This is a genomic window from Brevundimonas aurifodinae (assembly GCF_040195595.1).
In the GTDB taxonomy this organism is placed as follows: domain Bacteria; phylum Pseudomonadota; class Alphaproteobacteria; order Caulobacterales; family Caulobacteraceae; genus Brevundimonas; species Brevundimonas aurifodinae.
The window spans coordinates 80,438-96,306 of sequence record NZ_JBEGDD010000009.1 but is presented as its reverse complement, the minus strand read 5'-3'; the positions used below and the strand labels follow the sequence as shown (position 1 = coordinate 96,306).

Below are 15,869 nucleotides of genomic sequence, written 5' to 3'. Positions count from 1 at the left end.
CCTCTTGCCAAACCGCTGACGCAGGGTCACTTTCAGGCCATGGGACGCACCGCCGACTATTCACGCCAGAGCTGCTCGATCGCCGCGACGCTGGAGGTCATCGGCGATCCCTGGACGCTGCTGGTCATCCGCGACGCCTTCCAGGGCATCAAGCGGTTCGAGCAGTGGCAAGAGCGGCTGGGCGTGGCGCGCAATGTCCTCGCCGCGCGGCTCAAGACACTCGTCCAGCACGGGATCCTGGAGCCCCGGCTCTATTCCGAACGGCCGCCGAGGAACGAGTATGTGCTGACCGCCAAGGGCCGGGCCCTGTCAGACGTCCTGATCGTCATGCACGGCTGGGGTTCCCAGCACCTTTACGGCGAGGTCGATTCTGGCGTGACCTTCACCCACAAGACCTGCGGGGCCGAGCTGAAGCCGCGCGTGGCCTGCTCCTGCTGCGGCGAGATCGTCCGGCGGCGCGACACCGACATCCACTTCCACGCCAACCGGCCGACCGTCGGTGATGTCCTGCCCAAGGAGGCCGCCTCCGAAGAGGCGGCCTAGGCAAAGGGCTTAGTCCGCGTCGCGGACGTACTGGTTCAGGAAGGTCAGATAGGCCTCCTGGGCGGTGATGCGGTTGTCCCGACGCTGGAATCCGTGGCCCTCGTTGGGGAACAGGACATATTCGACCGGCACGCCGTTGGCGCGGATGGCGGCGACCAGGTCGTCGCTTTCGGCCTGCAGCACGCGCGGATCGTTGGCCCCCTGGACCACCAGCATTGGCCGCTGGATGTTCTCGGTGTGGAACAGCGGCGAGATGGCGCGGTGGCGTTCGGCGTCGGTGGCCGGGTCGCCCATCTCGTCATACAGGGCCACGCGGTTGGCCCCCCACCAGGCCGGGATCGATTCCAGCGTACGCTCCCAGTTGGTGACGCCGAAGATGTTGACCCCCGCCTCGAAGGCGGTCGGATGAAACGCCAGGGCGGCGGCCGTCATATAGCCCCCGTAGGACCCGCCCATCACCGCGACCTGGTCGTCGGCGACCCAGTCCTGATCCCGCAGCCATTGTCCGCCGGCGACGATGTCGCGCAGGTCTTCCTCGCCATGACGCTTGTCGTCCATGTGGAAGAAGGTCTTGCCGTAGCCCGAGCTGCCCCGGTTGTTGGCCCCCAGCACCGCATAGCCGTGGTTCACCAGATGCTGGACCATGGCGCTGTAGCCGCGCCGCGTCTGGCCGCCGGGTCCGCCGTGGACCAGGACGATGGCCGGAACCGGGTTCTCGGCCGAGGCCCCGTGCGGGCGGTACAGGATCGACGGGATCATCACCCCGCCCTCGGCCGGGTAGCGGACGACGGTGGCCTCGACCAGCACGTCCTCATCGATCGCCGGGTTCAGCGCCGTCGTCAGGCGGTTCGCCGCACCGTCGGAGAGGCTGGCGGTGAAGATGTCGGACGGCGAGGTGTCCGACAGCACGGTGAAGGCGATCCGGTCCTCGGTCGGGTTGAAACGCACGGCCCCGACGTCGCCGCCGGGAATTCCCGTGACCGCCACCGGCCGGCCCGTCGTGGTGTCGGTGATGGTCACCTCGGTCGAGCCGTCGGCGTTCAAGGACGAGACGCGGTAGCGGCCCGACGGCGAGAAGGCGACGTTGGAGACGTCCCACTCCGCCTCGATCAGGGGGGCGGTGTCGCCGGTCGCCAGGACCATGCGGCGGGCCTGGGTGAACTCTCCGAACTGGTCGGTGCCGTAGATCAGCGAGGCGTTGTCGGGCGTGAAATCATAGACGCCGTGCGAGATGTTCTGCTCGGGCGTCACCAGACGCGGCGGCGTTCGCGCTTGCAGGTCCACCAGATAGATGTCGGAGCGGGCGCTGGAGACGTTCTTCGTCAACGCCAGCCAGCGGCCGTCTCCCGAGATGGCGTCGGGGAAGAAGCCGTCGTTCTGGAACACCATCCGCGATTCATAGGTCTCGGCGTCATAGGCGATGACGTCGAACGAGGCCGGGTCGCGGGCATTGGAGGTCAGGTAGAAGGTCTTGCCGTCGTCGCTCCAGTCCAGGAAGCCAGCCTTCAGGTTCTCGCCCGGCGTCAGGTCGCGCAGGGTGCCGTCCAGTTCGCGCACATAGACGTGGTTCAACTCGTCGCCGCCGCCGTCGGTGGTGACCAGAACCCGTCCGTCGGTCGGGAAGTAGCTGATGCCGAAGGTCGCCGTGGTGGTCGAATTGGTCAGCGGCACAGGCTCGCCGCCCGCCACGGGCAGGGCATAGGCGTTGAACACCCCCGTCTGGTCCGACGAGATCAGGATCGACCGGCCGTCCGGCGAGAAGGCGCCGACGCGCGAGCCGCCGTTCAGCTGATAGCTGCGGTTCTCGAAGAACTGGGCGGCGGAATAGGTCGGGTGGGCTGAGGCCTGGGCCAGGGCAACCGGCTCGCTGGGCGGCGCGGCGAGGGCGGGTGCGGCGGCCAGAAGCGCCAGGACGGAAACGAGGTGAATGGTACGCATTGGACGAGCCCCTTCGGTGTGATCACGATCTCCGCGCGAATAGGAGCACGCGCGAACCGCTTTGTCTGCGACAGAGTGGCGTCTCAGTGGGCGAAGGCGTCGGCGTGGCGGGTGATCAGGGGGATGACGATGTCCTCCTCGTCTTCCAGGTGCCGGTCGGTCTGGCGCGAAGCGCGCTCCAGCGCGTCGGCCAGATGGGCGGCGTGGTCGGCGGCGTCGGGCGCGCCGCTCGCCAGCGCTTGATGGAAGCCCAGCCCGGCCTTGAACAGGGCCTCCAGCTGGCCGTGGATGGCGTCGTGGTCGGCGTCCAGCAGGTCGATACCCGCCGTGATCCTGGGCTCGACCCGGCGCATGACCGGGAAGTAGTGGCCGGTCTCGACCCGGTGGTGCCCATCCAGATGCTGGAGGTAGGCCTGGAGCGTCGGGATCAGCCCACGATGCAGCGAGACCAGATCACCGCCCGCGTGCCAAGCCGCCACCTGACCGGCCATCGCAGCCTGCTTTTGGCGAAAGCCGCCGTGCATCTGCAGCCAGAAGCGCGCGACCTCGCCCAGTTCGGCGTCATGCCAGCGCAGCCGGGGATAGGTTTCCAGGAGCCAGCGGTGGGCCTCGGGCAGGGCCTGCCGAACATCCAGCGCGTCAGACAAGATCGACGGCCGTCGTCGTGGCGATGAAGCCACCGCCCAGCAGACGGTCGGGATCGGCGGGGTCATAGAGGGCGCAGGCCTGGCCGGGAGCCACGCCTTCCTCGCCGGTGTCGAACACCAGGGCCACCGCGCCGTCGCGCATGTCCAGCCGGGCCGGGGAGGGCGGCCGGGTCGAGCGGACGCGGGCCAGGACGGTCGTCCCGGCCTCGGCGGCGTGTTCGATCGAGGTCGCGTCGCCCAGCCAGTTGGTCTCGTCCAGCGTCAGGGATCCGGTCAGCAAGGCCTCGCGCGGGCCGACGACGACGCGCCGCGTCTCCGGCTCCAGCTTCGTTACGAACAGCGGCTCGCCCACGGCGACGTTCAGCCCCCGGCGCTGGCCGATGGTGAAGTCGGTGATTCCGCCGTGTGCACCCAGGACGCGGCCGTCCATGTGCACGATCTCGCCCGCTTCGCGCCCCTGCGGGCGTAGCCGGTCGATCAGGGTCCGGTAATCGCCGGACGGGACGAAACAGATGTCCTGACTGTCGGGCTTGGCGGCGATCCGCAGGCCCAGTTCGACCGCCACGCCCCGCACGGCGGGCTTCTCCAGTCCCGCCAGTGGAAAGCGCAGATAGTCGAGCTGATCCCGCGTCGTGGCGAACAGGAAATAGGACTGGTCGCGCGACGGGTCGATGGCCTTCCTCATCTGCGGCCGACCATCCGGACCGACGGCGCGGCCGACATAGTGGCCCGTCGCCATGGCCTCGGCCCCCAGATCGCGGGCCACGTCCAGCAGGTCGCGGAACTTGACCGTCTGGTTGCAGCGGATGCAGGGCACGGGCGTGCGCCCCGCCAGATAATCGTCGGCGAACTGGTCGATGACGGCGTCGCGGAACCGGCTCTCATAGTCCAGCACATAGTGGGGAATGCCGAGGGTCTCTGCGGCCAGGCGGGCGTCGTGGATGTCCTGTCCCGCGCAGCAGGCCCCCTTCTTCTTCAGCGCCGCGCCGTGGTCGTAGAGCTGCAGCGTCACGCCGACGACGTCATAACCCGCCCTGTGCAGCAGGGCCGCCACCACGGTGGAGTCCACCCCGCCGGACATGGCGGCCACGATCCGCGTCCCGGTCGGCAGGCCGACGGCCGCGCGCGCTCTCTCGATCGCCGCGTCCATGTCGGGCGCGGCGATATCGGGGATCGGGCACAAGGGCTCGGCCAGGATCGACGAAGAGGGCGTCATCGCGCGCATATAGAGGCGATGGCGGCGGAATTCGAGACCGTCGGACTCAGGCGGCCGCGCGGGTCTCCACCATCGGCTCCCGGGCGCGCGGCGTGAGTTCCGCCAGACGCGCCTGAGCGGCGGCGACCGCGCGTTCGGCTGTCGAGAGATCCGCGACCAGGGCGTCGCGGCTTTCGACCAGGCGTGTTCCGTCCGGCCGGACCTTTCGCGGCCGCTTGCCGGCCAGGCCCAGGGCCTCTCGCCAATCCGCGCTCCAGGCCTCGATACCTTCACGCGCGGCGGCGAGGGCGGCCGGGACCGTGTGGTCGGCGTTCTGGAGCGCGCGGATGCGGGGCAGGGCGGCGATCGTTCGCGCGCGAAGCCGGGCGAGCGTCTCCAGGCGTCCTTCGAGCGGGTGAGGCAGGGCGGCGACCGCGGCGGGGTCGCTCTCAGGGTGAGCCTCAGCCGCCTCGCTGACCGAGACTGGCGGTTGCTCCTTCTCGGCGCCCGGGGCGTGGATATCGCCAGGCGCGGCCTGGGTTTCCATGTCGCGGGAGGGCGGCTGGAACCGCGCTTCCGCGTCCGCCTGGGCTTCGACGGGGTCCATCTCGGCCTCGGCCGGCGCTGTTTCCGCGCCCGCTGGCGTGTCGCTGGCGTCCTCGAAGGCGGCTGCCGCTTCGGGCGGCACAGGACTGGCTTGCTGCTGCACCGCGCGGTCGGCCAGCCAGCCGCGGCCGGCGGCGACGTGGTCGTCGAGATCGGTCAGCCCGGCCCGGAGTTGGGTCCAGAGCGCCTCCAGATCGTTGCCGCGACGGACGATGGCCCCGCCGCGATCCGCCAGATCGGCCGCGCCGGACGCCGCCGTCTCGGCCGCCGCAAGGTAGGCGGCGCGGAAGGCTTTCAACCGCTTGCCCCGACTGTCGAACAGGCCCGCCAGGCCCCGTCGGGGCTCCAGCCGGGCGGCGTCCAGCCCCGTGACGCGATCCCGTACATGGGTCAGCAGGGCGGCGGCCTCGGCGTGGGGGGCGGAGCCGCTGATCGCGTCCAGACGTTCCAGAGCGGCCTCGACAGGGACAAGGACAGACTCGGCGAAGGCCGCACCGGCTTCGGCGTCGTCGGCCATGGCGGCCCGGATCGCGACGATCCGGTCCGAAGCGGTCGGCGGCGAGCCATCGGTCATGTCACCCTCCATCGCCCGGCTCTCTGACGGGGCCGATTTCGGATTAACTATGCCGCAGCCTTGAGGGTTTGTGAAATCGAGTAGGCCGCCTCGGTCCTGGCCGCGACCTCGTCCAGCGTCACGCCCTCGGCCAGCTCGATCAGCTCCAGCCCTGCGCCGCCCGGTTTGACGTCGAAAACGCACAGGTCGGTGATGATCCGGCTGACCACGCCTGTGCCGGTCAGGGGCAGGGTGCAGGCCTTCAAGACCTTGGACTGGCCGTGCTTGTTGGCGTGCTCCATGACGACGACCACGCGCTTGACGCCCGCGACCAGGTCCATGGCGCCGCCCATGCCCTTCACCAGCTTGCCCGGGATCATCCAGTTGGCGATGTCGCCGTTCTCGGCCACCTCCATGGCGCCCAGGATCGACAGGTTGATGTGGCCGCCGCGGATCATGGCGAAGCTGTCGGCCGAACTGAAATAGGCGCTCTCGGGGATTTCGGTGATCGTCTGCTTGCCAGCGTTGATCAGGTCAGGATCGACGTCTTCGTCATAGGGGAAGGGCCCCATGCCCAGCATGCCGTTCTCGGACTGCAGGGTGACCTCCATCCCGGCCGGGATGTAGTTGGCCACCAGGGTCGGGATGCCGATGCCGAGGTTCACATAGAAGCCGTCCTGCAGTTCCTGGGCGGCGCGTTCGGCGAGCTGTTCGCGGGTGCGGGGCATTATGCGGTCTCCCGGATGCGAATTGTGCGCTGCTCGATGCGCTTCTCGAACGTGCCCTTGATGATGCGATCGACGTAGACGCCGGGCGTATGGATCGCGTCGGGGTCGAGGGAGCCGGTCGGCACGATCTCCTCGACCTCGACGACCGTGACCTTGCCCGCCGTGGCCATCATCGGGTTGAAGTTGCGGGCTGTCTTTCGGAAGACCAGGTTGCCGCGCTCGTCGGCCTTCCAGGCCTTGACGATCGACAGGTCGGCGACGAGGCCGGTCTCCATCACATAGTCGCGGCCATCGAAGGTCCGGACTTCCTTGCCCTCGGCGACAAGGGTGCCGACGCCGGTGGCGGTGAAGAAGGCCGGGATGCCCGCGCCGCCCGCCCGAATGCGTTCGGCCAAGGTACCCTGCGGATTGAACTCAAGCTGCAACTCGCCGGCCAGATACTGGCGTTCGAACTCCTTGTTTTCGCCGACGTAGGACGAGATCATCTTGGCGATCTGACGCGTCTCCAGCAGCTGACCCAGGCCGAAGCCGTCGACGCCCGCGTTGTTGGAGATGACGGTCAGGGCCTTGACCCCCGTGTCGCGCAGCGCCGCGATCAGGTTTTCGGGGATGCCGCACAGGCCGAAACCGCCGGACATGACGGTCATGCCGTCGAAGGTCAGCCCCTCCAGCGCGGATTCGGCGTCAGCGTAGATCTTGCGCATCGCTCTCCCTTTTTCACTCTACGGTGAATATGGCCCTTGATCGTTGTCCTTACGGCGAGTGACGTGCGGCGGCAAGCTGCGAGACCTCGACCTGCGAATGATGGTGCGAACCGTCTGAATGGTCTGAAAATCCCCTCTCGGCCTGTCGGTGGAGATGGGGGCGCGAGCAAGGCGGAGCAAGGTCAGGACGTGTGGGGCGATCCCACCGTCAATGGCTCGGGCGGCGCGGGGCGGTCGCGATAGCGCGCGCCCTTCAGCATCATCTTCAGCGCCTCCCAGTGGATGCCGGCCGTGACCTTCCAGGTCAGGAGCGGATGGGTGACGAAGGCGCGCAGCAGTTCGGCGTCCGTCAGCGGACGGCGATGCCCGGCGAACGACGCCGTGAGGATCGGCGTGTCGCCCCGTCGAACCGCGACCACGACCGACACCGCCTCGCCTGGCGGCTGGACGGTGAAGTCGTAGGTCAGGGCCATGTCCATATAGGGCGAGACGAAGAAGCGTTTTTCGGTCGTCTGGCGGATCGGGCCGGACGGCTGATCCTCCGGCAGGGCGACGACGTAGCTGTGGCGCTCGTGGAAGGTGTTGGTGACTTCATAGACCAGGGCCGCGATCGATCCGTCGGGCGAGTGGCAGAAGTAGACGCTGATCGGATTGAAGCCGTAGCCCAGGATGCGGGGCATGGTCAGCAGCCGGATCACTCCGCCCCGAAGGTCGATACCCGCAGCCGACAGGTGGGTCTCGATCTGGGCGCGAAGTGGTGTGTCGGAGCGGTCGCCGTGGTCACGGGCGCTGACACTCATCAGGCCGAACCGGCCGTGGGACAGCAGGCGGAGACGCCGGGTGGTGGCCTCGATCGCGTCGATGTCGAGCAGCAGCATGTAGAGGCCGTAGCTCAAGCGGTGCTCGAAGTTGGCGACGCGCTGATGCACGACCTCGCCGACGTAGAGGGAGCCATGATCCTCACCCGGAGCGAAGCGAACGGGGGAGGGGGACCGCGAAGCGGTGGAGGGGGCGGCTCCAGACACGGCGCGCGCGTCCGCCCCCTCCACCAGCCTTCGGCTGGTCCCCCTCCCCCGCGAAGACGCGGGGGAGGATTGCTGAATTGTCGACCTCACGCCGCCTCGGCCACGGGGCTGGTCGCCGCGCCCAGCACGATCCGCCCGCTCTCGTTCGCGACCAACCAGGGCCGGCGCACGCCGCCCAGCTGCTCGGCCACGGCGAGACCCGCCTGCAGACCGTCCTCGTGGAAGCCCGAGCCGAACCAGGCCCCGGCGAACCAGACGCCGCCTTGACCCTGAAGCGACCAGAGCTCGGATTGCGCGGCCACGGCGGCCTGATCGAAGACGGGATGCTCATAGTCCCATTCGCCGATCACCAGGGCCGGATCGGGCTCCCGCGCCGGGTTCAGGCTGACGAACAGGGGCGGGCCGGGCAGGGACTGGAGCTCGTTCATCCAGTAGGTCACGCCACCCTCGCCCGAGCGGTCGGAATAGCCCTTGTGCGTCCATGCGGCCCAGGCGTGGCGGCGTTTCGGCATGGCGGCGGTGTCGCGGTGCAGGATCGCGCGGTTGGGGCGATAGGCGATCGCGCCGAGCAGCCGGCGCTCCTCGGCCGTGGGCTGATCCAGCAGATGCAGGGCCTGATCCGAATGGGTGGCCAGGACCACGGCGTCGAACCGCTCGGTCCGACCGTCGGCGAACCGCAGCGTGGCGCCGGAAGGGTCGCGCGACACGCCGACGACGCCCGCGTCCAGCACCGTGCGACCCTGGAAGGCCGCGTGTAGGCGGCTGACATACTCCCGGCTGCCGCCGTCGACCGTGCGCCAGGTCGGCTTGAGGTCATAGGTCAGCAGATTGTGGTTCATATAGAACCGCACGAAGGACGCCGCCGGATAGGCCGACATCTGGCCCATGGAGCAGGACCAGATCGCCGCGGCCTGAGGCAGCAAGTGCGCCTCCTTGAACAGGTCGCCATAGCCGTTGCGGCTTAGATAGGCGTCCAGCGTCTCGCCGGTCCGTTCCATCTCGGCCAGGTCCCTGGGGGCCTGCTTCTGGAACCGCAGCAGGTCGGAGATCATCCGCCAGAACTTCGGGCTGACCCAGTTCCGCTTCTGAGCGAACAGGGCCGGGATGCCGTGGCTCGAGTATTCAAAAGCTCCGTCGTCGATCGACACGGCGAAAGACATGTGGGCCGGCTTGGTCGGCACCGACAGGTGGTCGAACATCGCGACCAGGTTCGGATAGTTGTCGGCGTTGTAGACGATGAAGCCGGTATCAACCGCGACGGGCGCGGACGGGGTCGGGGCCTCCACCGTGTTGGAATGTCCGCCGATCCGGTCCTCGGCCTCGAACAGGGTCACATCGTGGACCTGGGACAGCAGCCAGGCGGACGACAGGCCCGATATGCCCGAGCCGACCACGGCGATCCGGCGGCGCGGCGCGCCCGGCGTGGGGTTCGACGAAACGAGATGGGCGCTCATGGGGTCTCCGGACGGCGAGGGACGACCAGATCAACTACGGCCGTGGGCCTGAGGCGGATGAGCTTTCATCCGAGCGTCACGGTCGTGCGTAACTGCCGGGTCGCCCCATGAAGCGCGGCCGTTGCGTGCGTCAACGGTTAGGCTTCGCAAGGCCCGGTCGCAATGTCAGGATCGTCGCATGAACTTCACCAATGTCGCCATTCGCCAGCTGCAGGACGCGCCCTTTCCCGACTTCGTCACCCGTCCCGCGATCCGCAGCCTGGTGACCGAGGCGCGCAAGAAGCTGGACCGCGAGGGACCGCACGACGCCGCCGCCTTCGCCCGCGAGATGGCGACCCGCGCCATCGCCGAGCACACCGACGCCGCCAACGACCAGCATTACGAACTGCCGCCCGAGTTCTTCCGCCTGTGCCTGGGCAAGCGGCTGAAATATTCCTGCTGCCTCTATCCGACCTGGACCGAGACCCTGGACGAGGCCGAGGAGGCCGCCCTGGCCGAGACCTGTCGCCACGCCGGTCTGGCCGACGGGCAGGCGGTGCTGGAGATGGGCTGTGGCTGGGGCTCGCTGAGCCTGTGGATGGCCGAGCGATATCCGCGCAGCCGGATCACCGCGGTATCCAACAGCCATGGCCAGCGCGGTCACATCGAGGCCGAGGCCCGGGCACGGGGCCTGACCAACCTGACCGTCATCACCTGCGACATGAACGCGTTCGAGCCGCCCGAGCCCGGCGCCTATGACCGTATCGTCTCGGTCGAGATGTTCGAGCACATGGCCAACTGGCGCGCCCTGCTGACCCGGGCCAAGGGATGGTTGAAGCCCGAGGGGCGGATGTTCATCCACGTCTTCACCCACCGCGACGCGCCCTACCGGTTCGATCACACCGACAACGGCGACTTCATCGCCCAGCATTTCTTCACCGGCGGGGTCATGCCCAGCCACGACCTGATCCATCAGTTCCCCGACCTGTTCGAGGTCGAGCAGGAATGGACCTGGAACGGCGTGAACTATGCCCGCACCGCCGAGGACTGGCTGACCAACATGGATCTGAACAAGGACCGGGTCTTTGAGTTGATGAGTGAGACCTATGGCCCGGCGAACGCCAAGCTGTGGGTGCGGCGCTGGCGACGCTTCTATCTGGCGACGGCGGGCCTATTCGGAAACGACGGCGGCCGGACCTGGGCCGTCAGCCACTATCGCCTCAAGCCCGCCTGAAGGACCCGACATGCTGAAATGGATCGCCGCCTACATCGGCACTGCGGCCGCCTTCGCGGCGATCGACTTCGTGTGGCTGAGCACGATGACCGAGCGGTTCTACAAGCCGGTGATCGGGCCGATCATGGCACCCAAGCCCGACATGGTCGCGGCGGTGCTGTTCTATGTCATCTACATCGGCGGCATCGTCTTCTTCGCCGTGGCGCCAGCCCTGAAGGAAGGGGCCTGGACCCGCGCGGCGCTGAACGGGGCGGCCCTGGGGTTCGTGGCCTATGCGACCTATGATCTGACCAACCAGGCGACGCTGGCAGTCTGGCAGGTCAAGCTGACGGTGGTGGACCTGATCTGGGGCACGGTCCTGACCATGGCGGCCGCGACCGCCGGCTATTTCGCGGCCAGCGCGGCCGGAGGCCGCCCGGCCTGACGATTTCTGTCAGGCAGTTGTCTTTCAGCGAGCGTTGATATCTCCTCCGTCCAGAAACGGAGGGGTGACATGACGAGATCGATCTTTGCGGTGGGATTGGCCATGGCTGCGGGGCTGTTGCTCGCGACACCGGCCCTGGCCCAGAAGCAGGCGTATCAGACCGTCGATACAATGGCGCGCGCCACCTATGGCGACTATCGGCTCAACGCGGGCTTTCCGGATGACCCCTATGTGATCTACCTGACCTCCGGCGGTCAGATCGACGCGTCGGACGTCGCCGACGGTTGCGTCGGCATGGTGGCCCAGGCCCCCGACGCTCAGTTGACCTATTCGGCGGGCAACCTGCCCCTGATCATTCGCACCAGCTCGTCCAACGACACGACGTTGCTGATCAACGGGCCGGACGGCCGCTGGTACTGCGACGACGACTCGGGCGGGGGCACCAACGCCGAGATCAGCTGGAGCAACCCCGGATCGGGCGTCTACGACATCTGGGTCGGGGCCTATGGCGGCGACAGCGCGCCGGCCGAGCTCCGCATCAGCGAACTCTATTCCGGAGGTGACGGCGGCGGCGGTGGGGGCGGCGGCTACTCGGGGTCGACCGGGACGTTCGGCGGCATTTCGCTGAACTCCGGTTTCACCCCCGACCCGCACACCGTCTATCTGACGGCGGGCGGCGGTTACGACGCCTCGCGGCTGGGCAGCGGGTGTGTCGGCATGGTCGCCGATGATCCCGACTATGTCGTCAGCTACCGGTCCGGGAGCTTCCCCTTGGTGTTCGGCGTGGATGCCGACCGCGACACGACCCTGATCGTGGCCGACGAAAACGATCGCTACTGGTGCGACGACGACGGCGGCGACCAGGCGCTGAACCCCCGGGTTCACATCACCAACCCGCGCAGTGGGGAGTACCGCGTCTGGGTCGGCACCTATTCGTCCGGCAACTCGCCCGCGACGCTGTATGTCACCGAACTGGCAGGCAACGCGCCTTAACCATTTTCCTCCCGCGTGGCGCGTGCGCCATGGCGAGACACGCGACGACCCGGCTATGATGGCCGGGTCGTTTTCGTATGGGGGCAGCGGGTGCGCGCCGGGGTCAATGCAGTCACGGCCGCCCTGGTGGTGGGCCTTCTCGGCGGGCTGGCCCTGACGCCGGACGGGCGCGCCTGGCTGCGGCGTCCGACCCTGATGCTGGGCGACAGCGCCAATGCCTCGGCGTCGCCGCCCGTGGTCACGCGCGCGGCGGTTCCGGCCGACCCGGTGGTCGCGCCCGTGGTCGCGCCTCCGACGAACCCTCTGCGGAACAAGGCGGCGCAGGGACGCCTGCGGATCGGCGTGTTCGGCGACTCCATGGCCGACGGCCTGTGGACCGCGCTCTATCGCGACATGCGCGACCATCCAGGCGTCACCGTCACCAAGTTCAGTGAGGTCTCGACCGGCCTGTCCCGCTATGACTACGTCGATATCCAGGCCAAGACCCAACGCCAGATCGCCGAAGAGCCGATCGACGCGGCGGTGATCCTGTTCGGCACCAACGACGCCCAGGGCATCAGTCTGGACGGCGTGATCCATGACTTCGGCACGGACGGCTGGAAGGCCGCCTATGCCCGCCGGATCGACGATCTGGTCGCCATGCTGCGCGGGCAGGGGATCGCGGTCTACTGGGTCGGGCTGCCGGAGATGAAGCGCGTCGGCTTCGACGGGCGGATGGATCTGATCAACGGAGTGGTCTCCGAGCGCATGGAGGCTCTGGGCGTGCCCTTCATCGAGACCGAGACCCTGACCCGCGACGCGGCGGGCGAATACGACGCCTATCTGCCCGAGACCGGGACCGGACGGCGGCGGCTGATGCGGGCCAGCGACGGCATCCATATGACCATGGCCGGCTATATCCGGATCGCCGAGCCGGTGGCCGCGCGGCTGAAGCGCGACGCCGGTCTGGAGACGCCGACCGAGGCGACGGCGGAGCCCGCCGGGGCGTGATCCGGGCCCTGGCCGTGCTGGCGGGTCTGACGGCGACCGGCCCGGCCGTCGTCCAGGAGCGACCCTGGACGCCTTTGCCCAGTCCCGTCAGCGCGACCTGCCCGGGGGGTCTATGTCAGCCACAGGGCCTCGGGGCCTTCTTCGACGCTCTGGACCGGGGCGGGAGGGTCAGCATCGTCCAGTTCGGGGACAGCCACACGGCGGGTGGCGACATCACCGGCTCCCTGCACTGGAGGCTGCGGGCGCGTTATCCGGGTCGGGACATCCAGCTGACGCCTCACGGTGTGGTGGGCGACACCCTGCGAGGCCTTGAGGCGCGCGAGCCGGTGCTGACGCCCGGCACGCCGACGCCGGATCTGGTCATCCTGGCCTATGGGACAAACGAGGGGTTCGACGACCTTCTGGACCCGGCGATCTACGAACGCCGCCTGCGCGACCAGCTCGCACGGCTGCGGAGCCTGTTTCCCCGGGCCTCCCTGTTGATCCTCGGTCCGCCCGAGGCCATGCGCGGTGAGGGGGGCGGCACCTGCGCTTCGGACCGCGACAGGCGCTGGAGGGCCCCGGCCATGCTTTCCGTGGTGCGAGACCTGCAGCACCGGGTCGCCGCCGAGGCGGGCGTCGCGTTCTGGGACTGGAGGGGCCGGATGGGAGGAGAGTGTTCGGCCCACGCCCTGACGCTCGGGGAGGCCCCGATGATGCGTCCGGATCATGTCCATTTCACCGGCGCGGGCGGCGACTGGATCGGCGGGCTGCTGTTCGACGACATCGCAGCGGCCCATGGCCGGGGAGGGCGCTAGGTGCTGTTCCCGACGCTCGCCTTCGGCGTCTTCTTCCTGTTCGTCTATTTCACCGCCTGGTCGCTGGATCGCGAAAACGGGCGCAGGAAGCTGTTCCTGCTTTTGGCCAGCTGGGTCTTCTATGCCCAGTGGGACTGGCGCTTCGTCGGGCTGCTGATCGCGTCGGCGGTGCTGAACTGGGGCGTCGCGGCCGTCATCGCCAGGGCCGATCAGGCGGGGCGCAGGAAGCTGTGGGTCGGCCTGGGGGTGGCCGCCAACCTGCTGATCCTGGGCGTGTTCAAATACTACGGCTTCTTCGTCGAACAGGCGGGCGAACTGTTGGCCCGTGTCGGCTGGGAGCGGGACCTGCCGCTGCTGGAGATCGTCCTGCCGGTCGGGATTTCCTTCTTCACCTTCCAGGGCATCAGCTACGTCGTCGACGTCTATCGGGGCAGGACGCCGCCGGCGAAGTCCCTGCTCGACGTCATGCTGCTGATGAGCTTCTTCCCGCATCTGGTGGCGGGGCCCATCGTGCGGGCTTCGGACCTCTTGCCCCAGTTCGATCGCGTGCCCCGCCTTACACGAGAGATGGCGGCGCACGGATTTCTGCTGATCGGCTGGGGCCTGTTCAAGAAAACGGTGATCGCGTCGGAGCTGTCGGTGCGTCTGGTCGATCCTGTCTTCTTCGATCCGTCCGCATACGGAGCGTTGGACCTGACGGCGGCGGTCTATGCCTATGCGGTCCAGATCTACTGCGACTTCTCGGCCTATTCCGACATGGCCATCGGGACGGCGGCGCTGCTGGGATACTCCTTCCCGCGCAACTTCGATCAGCCGTACCGGGCGAAGTCGATGCAGGACTTCTGGCGGCGCTGGCACATCAGCCTGTCCAGCTGGCTGCGCGACTATCTGTATGTGCCGCTGGGCGGGGGACGAAAGGGGCTGGTCCGCAGCTGCCTGAACGTCTTCATTACCATGCTGCTCGGCGGGCTGTGGCACGGCGCGGCCTGGACCTTCGTGGCCTGGGGCGCGCTGCACGGCGGGGTCCAGGTGATCGAGCGCCTGGGTCGCGCCGCCTTCGGCGACCGCAAGGTGATCCCGACCTGGATCGGCGTGATCGTGACCTTCCACATCGTCTGCCTGGGCTGGATCCTGTTCCGGTCCGAGAGCTTCCCCATGGCGATGGAGGTGCTGGCGGGGCTGGGGCGCTTCGAGGCGGCGACGATGGTGACGCCCTTCCTGCTGACGCTGATCGTCGGCGGCCTCCTCATGCACTGGCTGCCGCCGCGCGCGGTCGAGGGGATCGCCACCTGGCTGAAGCCCGCGCCGTCGCTGACCATGGGGCTGCTGGTCGGGGCCGCCCTCCTGCTGGTCGAGGCCGTGCGCCCCGACGGCGTCGCCCCCTTCATCTATTTCCAGTTCTGAGGGCGATGCGATGACCGACCGCCCCGACGATCCGGATACCCCGCTGGCCCCGTTCCCGACGGCCCTGCCGCAGTCGCCGTTCCCGCCGCTGGACGGCGAGACCGCGCCCTATCTGGAACAACAGGAAATCGAGGCCCCGCCTGCCGAGGCCGTCGTTGCCGAGGAGGTCGGCGACTGGATCGAGACCGCCGATGCCCACGACCTGCCGACCGCGCCTGAGCCTGTGCCCGCCAATCCGCTGCTGGCGCTGGGCCGGTTCGCCTTTCCGCCGGGCGAGCCGCCGGACGAGGAGGGCCTGGCCGCCCGCGACCGCCGCTGGACCAGCCGCGTCATCGTGGTCGCGACGGTGTTCCTGCTGATCTTCAACATCGCCTCGGTCCAGAACTGGACCCGGCAACAGGCTCCGGGGTGGGTGACGACCACGGTCGATCGACTGGCCGAGGTCTGGAGCGAGCAGATGGCGTCGCTCGGGGCCGACCGGCCGAGGGAAACGGTTCGCGAGGGGTATGAGCGCGCGCGGGAGGCGAGATGGTCTGCTTCTCCCCTTGCGGGAGAAGGTGGCCCGGAGGGCCGGATGAGCGGTACGGAGACACAGACGCGATGATCGGATGATTGGCTCGTCGGTGATGCCGGGTCTCACCCCTCATCCGACCTC

General features: G+C 68.4%; 16 protein-coding genes. 8 read left to right on the top strand and 8 right to left on the bottom strand.

Annotation, left to right across the window (positions count from 1 at the left end; translation table 11 throughout):
• Positions 1 to 39 precede the first annotated feature (39 nt).
• Positions 40 to 543: a winged helix-turn-helix transcriptional regulator gene (locus ABN401_RS11675; protein WP_349685024.1), complete on the top strand. Its 504-nt coding sequence runs from the start codon at positions 40 to 42 to the stop codon at positions 541 to 543.
• A gap of 9 nt (positions 544 to 552) precedes the next feature.
• Here the strand turns inward: ABN401_RS11675 and ABN401_RS11670 are convergent, their stop codons facing one another.
• The 8 genes from ABN401_RS11670 to ABN401_RS11635 all read right to left on the bottom strand — a co-directional run bounded on the left by ABN401_RS11670 (position 553) and on the right by ABN401_RS11635 (position 9,393).
• A complete protein-coding gene (locus ABN401_RS11670; protein ID WP_349685023.1) occupies positions 553 to 2,481 on the bottom strand; it encodes a S9 family peptidase in 1,929 nt (642 codons plus the stop codon).
• 83 nt (positions 2,482 to 2,564) lie between these two features.
• On the bottom strand, positions 2,565 to 3,128 hold the full coding sequence (locus ABN401_RS11665) for a hemerythrin domain-containing protein (RefSeq protein ID WP_349685022.1): 564 nt from the start codon (positions 3,126 to 3,128) through the stop codon (positions 2,565 to 2,567).
• Complete coding sequence (mnmA, locus tag ABN401_RS11660; protein WP_432763557.1) at positions 3,121 to 4,278, bottom strand: tRNA 2-thiouridine(34) synthase MnmA; 1,158 nt, start codon at positions 4,276 to 4,278, stop codon at positions 3,121 to 3,123. The genes ABN401_RS11665 and mnmA overlap by 8 nt, the downstream gene beginning before the upstream one ends.
• A 112-nt stretch (positions 4,279 to 4,390) precedes the next feature.
• The gene (locus tag ABN401_RS11655; protein ID WP_349685020.1) at positions 4,391 to 5,503 is read right to left on the bottom strand and encodes a hypothetical protein; all 1,113 of its coding nucleotides are present in this window, start codon (positions 5,501 to 5,503) and stop codon (positions 4,391 to 4,393) included.
• Positions 5,504 to 5,550: 47 nt separating this feature from the next.
• Positions 5,551 to 6,210 carry a 3-oxoacid CoA-transferase subunit B gene (locus tag ABN401_RS11650; protein WP_349685019.1) on the bottom strand — a complete coding sequence of 220 codons (660 nt, stop codon included), beginning with the start codon at positions 6,208 to 6,210 and terminating at the stop codon, positions 5,551 to 5,553.
• A complete protein-coding gene (locus tag ABN401_RS11645) occupies positions 6,210 to 6,914 on the bottom strand; it encodes a CoA transferase subunit A (RefSeq protein WP_349685018.1) in 705 nt (234 codons plus the stop codon). Before ABN401_RS11645 ends, ABN401_RS11650 begins: the two co-directional genes overlap by 1 nt.
• 182 nt (positions 6,915 to 7,096) lie before the next feature.
• Entirely contained in the window at positions 7,097 to 7,939 is an 843-nt protein-coding gene (locus ABN401_RS11640) for a DUF1365 domain-containing protein (protein ID WP_349685017.1), read from the bottom strand.
• An 86-nt stretch (positions 7,940 to 8,025) separates the two neighbouring features.
• Complete coding sequence (locus ABN401_RS11635) at positions 8,026 to 9,393, bottom strand: NAD(P)/FAD-dependent oxidoreductase (protein ID WP_349685016.1); 1,368 nt, start codon at positions 9,391 to 9,393, stop codon at positions 8,026 to 8,028.
• Positions 9,394 to 9,571: 178 nt separating this feature from the next.
• Between ABN401_RS11635 and ABN401_RS11630 the strand changes: the two genes are divergently transcribed.
• The 7 genes from ABN401_RS11630 (at position 9,572) to ABN401_RS11600 (ending at position 15,818) form a co-directional block, all read left to right on the top strand.
• Positions 9,572 to 10,606 carry an SAM-dependent methyltransferase gene (locus ABN401_RS11630; RefSeq protein ID WP_349685015.1) on the top strand — a complete coding sequence of 345 codons (1,035 nt, stop codon included), beginning with the start codon at positions 9,572 to 9,574 and terminating at the stop codon, positions 10,604 to 10,606.
• Between the two features lie 10 nt (positions 10,607 to 10,616).
• On the top strand, positions 10,617 to 11,030 hold the full coding sequence (locus tag ABN401_RS11625) for a DUF2177 family protein (RefSeq protein ID WP_349685014.1): 414 nt from the start codon (positions 10,617 to 10,619) through the stop codon (positions 11,028 to 11,030).
• Positions 11,031 to 11,099: 69 nt separating this feature from the next.
• Complete coding sequence (locus ABN401_RS11620; protein WP_349685013.1) at positions 11,100 to 12,023, top strand: peptidase; 924 nt, start codon at positions 11,100 to 11,102, stop codon at positions 12,021 to 12,023.
• A gap of 90 nt (positions 12,024 to 12,113) precedes the next feature.
• The gene (locus tag ABN401_RS11615; RefSeq protein WP_349685012.1) at positions 12,114 to 13,013 is read left to right on the top strand and encodes an SGNH/GDSL hydrolase family protein; all 900 of its coding nucleotides are present in this window, start codon (positions 12,114 to 12,116) and stop codon (positions 13,011 to 13,013) included.
• The gene (locus ABN401_RS11610) at positions 13,010 to 13,810 is read left to right on the top strand and encodes a GDSL-type esterase/lipase family protein (RefSeq protein ID WP_349685011.1); all 801 of its coding nucleotides are present in this window, start codon (positions 13,010 to 13,012) and stop codon (positions 13,808 to 13,810) included. The genes ABN401_RS11615 and ABN401_RS11610 overlap by 4 nt, the downstream gene beginning before the upstream one ends.
• On the top strand, positions 13,811 to 15,214 hold the full coding sequence (locus ABN401_RS11605; RefSeq protein WP_349685010.1) for an MBOAT family O-acyltransferase: 1,404 nt from the start codon (positions 13,811 to 13,813) through the stop codon (positions 15,212 to 15,214).
• 10 nt (positions 15,215 to 15,224) lie between these two features.
• Positions 15,225 to 15,818, top strand: coding sequence for a hypothetical protein (locus tag ABN401_RS11600; RefSeq protein ID WP_349685009.1), 594 nt, complete (start codon positions 15,225 to 15,227; stop codon positions 15,816 to 15,818).
• Positions 15,819 to 15,869 lie beyond the last annotated feature (51 nt).